The 4396-nt window shown below is 75.2% G+C and carries 4 protein-coding genes; 2 read left to right on the top strand and 2 right to left on the bottom strand.

The genetic code is table 11. The features are described 5' to 3' along the window. Both ABZ885_RS36240 and galT read right to left on the bottom strand, forming a co-directional pair. On the bottom strand, positions 1–728 hold a 728-nt coding region (locus ABZ885_RS36240; protein WP_360198607.1), incomplete at its 3' end, for a galactokinase family protein. Next, positions 725–1813 carry a galactose-1-phosphate uridylyltransferase gene (gene galT, locus ABZ885_RS36235; RefSeq protein ID WP_360198604.1) on the bottom strand — a complete coding sequence of 363 codons (1089 nt, stop codon included), beginning with the start codon at positions 1811–1813 and terminating at the stop codon, positions 725–727. The genes galT and ABZ885_RS36240, both read right to left, overlap by 4 nt. Before the next feature lie 498 nt (positions 1814–2311). Here galT and ABZ885_RS36230 point away from each other — a divergent pair, with 498 nt between their 5' ends. Next, positions 2312–2467 (top strand): hypothetical protein, encoded by a 156-nt coding sequence (locus tag ABZ885_RS36230; RefSeq protein WP_360198601.1) that lies wholly within the window; start codon positions 2312–2314, stop codon positions 2465–2467. Positions 2468–2551: 84 nt separating this feature from the next. Then, positions 2552–4396 (top strand): RIO1 family regulatory kinase/ATPase (locus ABZ885_RS36225; RefSeq protein ID WP_360198598.1); only part of this gene is annotated, 1845 nt, incomplete at its 3' end.

Genomic DNA, 4396 nt, shown 5'->3' with positions numbered 1-4396 from the left:
GCGGGCAGGCCGAGGAGGCCGGCGGCGCGCTCGCAGCCGGCCCGCCGCTCCGCGTACGCGCCGTCCGCGAGGTCGTGCTTGACCCGGGTGTCGATCACCAGCAGTTCGAGCCCCGCGGCCGCGAGGTCGAAGGGCACCTGGCGCCGCGCGAGGTCCCGGGTGTCCAGCAGCAGGGCGCTGCCCTCCTCGCAGCCCATGGACGCCATCTGGTCCATGATCCCGCACGGCACGCCGACGAAGTCGTTCTCGGCCTGCTGGGCGAGCTGCGCCAACTCCGCCCCGTCCAGCCGGAGTCCGTGCAGGTCCCGGTACGCGAGGGCGACGGCGCACTCCAGTGCGGCCGAGGAGGAGAGCCCCGCACCGGTGGGCACGGTGCTGTCGAGGGCGAGGTCGGCGCCGCCCACCGGGTGACCGGCCCGGCGCAGCGTCCAGACGACCGCGGCCGGGTACCGGGCCCAGCCCGGCACGCCGCCGGGCGTCAGGCCGTCGACCGCCAGCTCGACCAGGCCGCCCTGCGCCTGGGCGCTGTGCAGGCGCAGCAGGCCGTCGTCCCGGCGGCGGGCCGCCACCCGGGTGAGGTGGGGCAGGGCGATCGGCAGGACGAAGCCGTCGTTGTAGTCGGTGTGTTCGCCGATCAGGTTCACCCGGCCGGGGGCGGCCCACTCGCCGTCGGGGGCGCGGCCGAAGAGCCGGGTGAAGGCGGCGGCGGTGGCGGTCGCGGTGCTCACCGGGCCACCTCGCGCAGCCGGCGGGCGGCGTCCTCGGGGGCGATGTCGTTCATGTAGGCCTCCATGCCGGACTCGGTGCCGGCCAGGTACTTGAGCTTGTCGGTGGTGCGGCGGACGGTGAACAGTTCGAGGTGGAGCGCGAGTTCGGCGCCGCCGCTGACGGGTGCCTGGTGCCAGGCGGAGATGTACGGGGTCCGGACCGGGGCCTGCGGGGTGCCGAAGAGGCGGTCGAAGCGGCGGAGCAGGTCGAGGTAGAGGCCGGGGAGCTCGGCGCGTTCGTCCTCGGACAGGCGGGTGAGGTCGGGGACGCGGCGGTGCGGGTGGAGGTGGACTTCGTACGGCCAGCGGGCGGCGAACGGGACGAACGCGGTCCAGTGCGTGCCGGCGAGCACGACCCGGGTGGCGTCGGCGCGTTCGGCGGCGAGGAGGTCCTCGAAGAGGTTGCGGCCGGTGGCGGCGCGGTGGCGGTCGGCCTGTTCGGCCATCCGGGCGGTGCGGGGCGTGGTGAAGGGGAGGGCGTAGACCTGGCCGTGCGGGTGGGCGAGGGTGACGCCGATCTCGGCGCCGCGGTTCTCGAAGCAGTAGACCTGCCGAACACCGGGCAGGGCGGAGAGTTCGGCGGTGCGGTCGGTCCAGGCGTCCAGGACCAGCCGCGCGCGGTCCTCGTCCAGGTCGGCGAAGGAGGCGTCGTGGTCGGCGGTGAAGCAGACCACCTCGCAGCGGCCGTCGCCGGCCCGGACGTCGTGCAGCGGGTGGGGGGCGGCCGGCTCCGGGGCGCCGGGGGCCAGCGAGGGGAACCGGTTCTCGAAGACGGCCACCTGGTAGTCGGCGTCCGGGATCTCGCTCAGCCGCCCGTGCCGGGAGGGGCAGAGCGGGCACTCGTCGGCCGGCGGGTGGTAGATCCGGCCCTGCCGGTGGGCGGCGATCGTCACCCAGGCCCCGGTCGCGGGGTCGCGGCGGATCTCGGACCTGCTGGCCACCGGCTCCAGCGGGCGCAGGTCGCGGGAACCCCGGTCGGCGACGGGGTCGGTGTCGAAGTAGATCAACTCGCGCCCGTCGGCGAGCTTGGCGGTGGTTCGGATCACGGCGACCTCGTTGCAACATAAGCCAACAGAAAGAATCAGAAAACAACATACGTGCTCGACTGGTCGCAGACCAGCCTCGGGAGGGCCGGTGCCCGGCGCAGGGGTGCGGGCGGGCGGCTCGCCGGCCGTGCCCCGTGCCACGCCGACCCGTGCCGCGCCCGCCCGGTGACGGTCCGTGTCCCGGGTGCGGCGCGGGACCGGAGCGGGGCCGCTGCCTCAACCGGTCGGGACCGCGGGCGGGCCACAGTGAGGCAGGGCCGGGTCGCCCGGCCCGGCAAGCACCACGGAGGAGGTGATTTTCGGATGCAGAACGTGCTCTCCCTGATCAGCCTGGCGCTCGACGAGGACGACACCGAGCGGGGCCTGTTCGGGCCCCTCGCCCAGTCCTGCTCGGTCTCCAGCGGCGTCAGCAACGCCTGCTGACGGTCCCGTGCGCCCGGGCCGGCCGGCTGCAGCCGGCCCGGGCCTCCGCAGGGGGCGGCGCCCACGGATCCCGTGGTGCGCCCTGACCCGGGGGAGGAGGTGAACTCCCGGATGCAGAACGTGCTCTCCCTGATCGGCCTCACGCTCGACGAGGACGAGACCGAGCGGGGCCTGTTCGGACCGGCCGCCTACGTGTGCACGGTCTCCAGCGGCGTCAGCAACGCCTGCTGACCGCCACCCGCCCCCGGCCGGCCCGGTGCGGACCGGCCGGGGCCTCCCTCCCCTTCCCGTGCTGCCGCCAGCGAGGAGTACGTCATGCGCAGACTGGACGAGTACCAGGCCTTCTCAGTCGCCGATCCCCTCTTCTACGAGCCCCTGGGACGGGCCCCGTTCACCGCCGACCTGCAGCAGGAGCTGTCCGGACTCGTCGGCGACGACGGGGAGGTGACCGCCTCCGGGGTCTGGGCCGGCTGCCGGGCGGTGGCCGTGCCCCCGCTGCCCGCGCACGGCTGGAAGATCCACGTCTCGGCGGTGCCCGAGGACGCGTCCGCGGCGCTGCGCGCGGTGGCCGCGGAGTTCCGCCGCACCCCTTTCCACTTCAAGTGCCTCCGGTCCACCCGGCTGGTCCGCCTGGGGTCGACCAGGTGGTGGCCGCCCGGCCAGATCGGCAAGGTCGTCGTCATCTACACCCGCTCCGCCGAGGAGTGCCGCGACCTGCTGGCCCGCCTGGCCGGTCCGCTCGCGGACGTCCGGGGGCCGTACGCGCTGACCGACCGCCGCTACGGCGACTCGGGCTGCCTGTACTACCGGTACGGCGAGTTCACCTCGTCCGGCGCGGTCGGCGCCGACGGGACGACCCTGCCCGTGCTGCACGGGCCCGGCGGGCGGCAGTGGGTCGACGACCGGGCGCCGGTGTACCGGCGGCCGTCGTGGGTGCCCGAGCTGTTCGAGGAGGAGCCGCCGGCCGCCGCCGGCTCGCCGGTGCTGCACGGCTACCAGGTCGAGAGCGCGCTGCACTACAGCGGGGCCGGCGGGGTCTACCTCGCCCGGCGTCTCTCGGACGGCCGCCGCGTCGTGCTGAAGGAGGCCCGCCCGCACACCGCGTACGCCGAGGACGGCTCCGACGCCCAGGCCCGGCTGCGCCGCGAGTTCGAGGCGCTGAAGCTGCTGCAGGGCACCGGCGTGGCGCCCGAGCCGCTGGAGCTGTTCGAGGAGTGGGAACACCTCTTCCTCGCCGAGGAGCACGTGGAAGGGCTGGCCCTGGTGAGCTTCATCGGGATGAAGAACCCCATCGCCGCCAACGCCCTGACCGCGCAGGCCGCCGCCGACTACGCGAAGGTCGCCGACACGGTGCTGGACGGCCTGCGCGCCGCCCTCGCCGCCTGCCACGAGCGCGACCTCGTCCACGGTGACGTCTCGCTGACCAACGTCCTGGTCGACCCGGAGACCCTGCGGGTCCGGCTGATCGACTTCGAGTCGGTGCGGCCGCTGAACGCGCGTCAGGACCAGCATCCGCGCACGCCCGGGTTCGCACCCGCCGAGCCGGACGGCACCGCCGACGGCCGCGCGTTCGACGGGTACGCCCTGGCCGCGGTCGAACTGGCGATGCTGCTGCCCCGCAACACCCTGCTCGCGCTCGACCCGCCCGCACTGGCCCGGTCCACCCGGCACGTCGCCGGGCTGCTGCGCCGGCCGGTGGACGGGCTGTTCCGCACCCTCGGCCTGCCCCTCGACGAGACCCCCGACGACCACCTCGACCTGCCCGCCGCCGTGACGGACGCCCTCGCGTTCATCGAGGCGGTCATGACGCCCGACCGCGACGACCGGCCCTTCCCGGCCGACCCCGCCGTCTTCCGCACCAACCCCTGGTCGGTGGCCCACGGCGCGGCCGGCGTCCTGCGGGCCGTCCACGGCATCACCGGGCGCTTCCCGGATCCCGTCCGGGACTGGATGACCCGGGCCGAACCCGCCCTCGACCGCCTCCCGCCCGGGCTCTGCTTCGGCCTGGCCGGCGTCGCCTGGACGCTCTGCGACGCCGGCGAACGCGACTGGGGCGCCGCCGTCCTCGACCGCGCCCTGCGGACTGCTGACTGGCTGTCACACCTCGGTGTCACCACGGGAAGGCGCGCCACTGCGGTCGGTCCACCTCGGCCGGCCCGG

The sequence above is a fragment of the Kitasatospora sp. NPDC047058 genome, from assembly GCF_040643935.1.
GTDB lineage: Bacteria > Actinomycetota > Actinomycetes > Streptomycetales > Streptomycetaceae > Kitasatospora.
This window is presented reverse-complemented; position numbering and strand designations above follow the sequence as displayed.